Source organism: Lactobacillus sp. C449L (assembly GCF_059900815.1).
Map to the genome: position 1 here is coordinate 1 of NZ_JBWXGA010000322.1, position 429 is coordinate 429.

Here is a 429-nt window from a genome sequence, read left to right on the forward strand (position 1 = left end):
GAATATATTCCAGGATTGTGTCATTGATCAGCAAACCGTCACCGCCTGAAATCAGCACATCACGGACAGCCGGTGTTTCCCTGATATATCCAATCGCTGCATCGAGCTGTTTTTTGGGAACCCCCATGCCGATCTGTCCTGAGAACCTGCGGCGCGTGCAATAGCGGCAATACATCGAGCACTGGTTTGTCACTAGAAATAAGACACGGTCCGGGTATCTATGGGTCAGTCCTGTTACCGGTGAATCTTCGTCCTCATGAAGCGGATCTTCCATATCATATTTGGTTTTATGCATTTCTTTTGAAATAGGGACAGACTGCATCCTGATCGGGCATCTCGGGTCGGTGGGATGCATCAGCGAAGCGTAATAGGGTGTTATATTTAAAGGGATCGTTTTCGTAGAAATCCTGACTCCTTCTTCTTCATCAG

The 429-nt window shown here is 47.6% G+C and carries 1 protein-coding gene; it reads right to left on the reverse strand.

The window, feature by feature from the left end; translation table 11 throughout:
• Positions 1 to 429, reverse strand: a 429-nt coding sequence (locus tag AC2JF9_RS09590) for a KamA family radical SAM protein (protein WP_500727326.1), incomplete at both ends; no start/stop codon positions are given.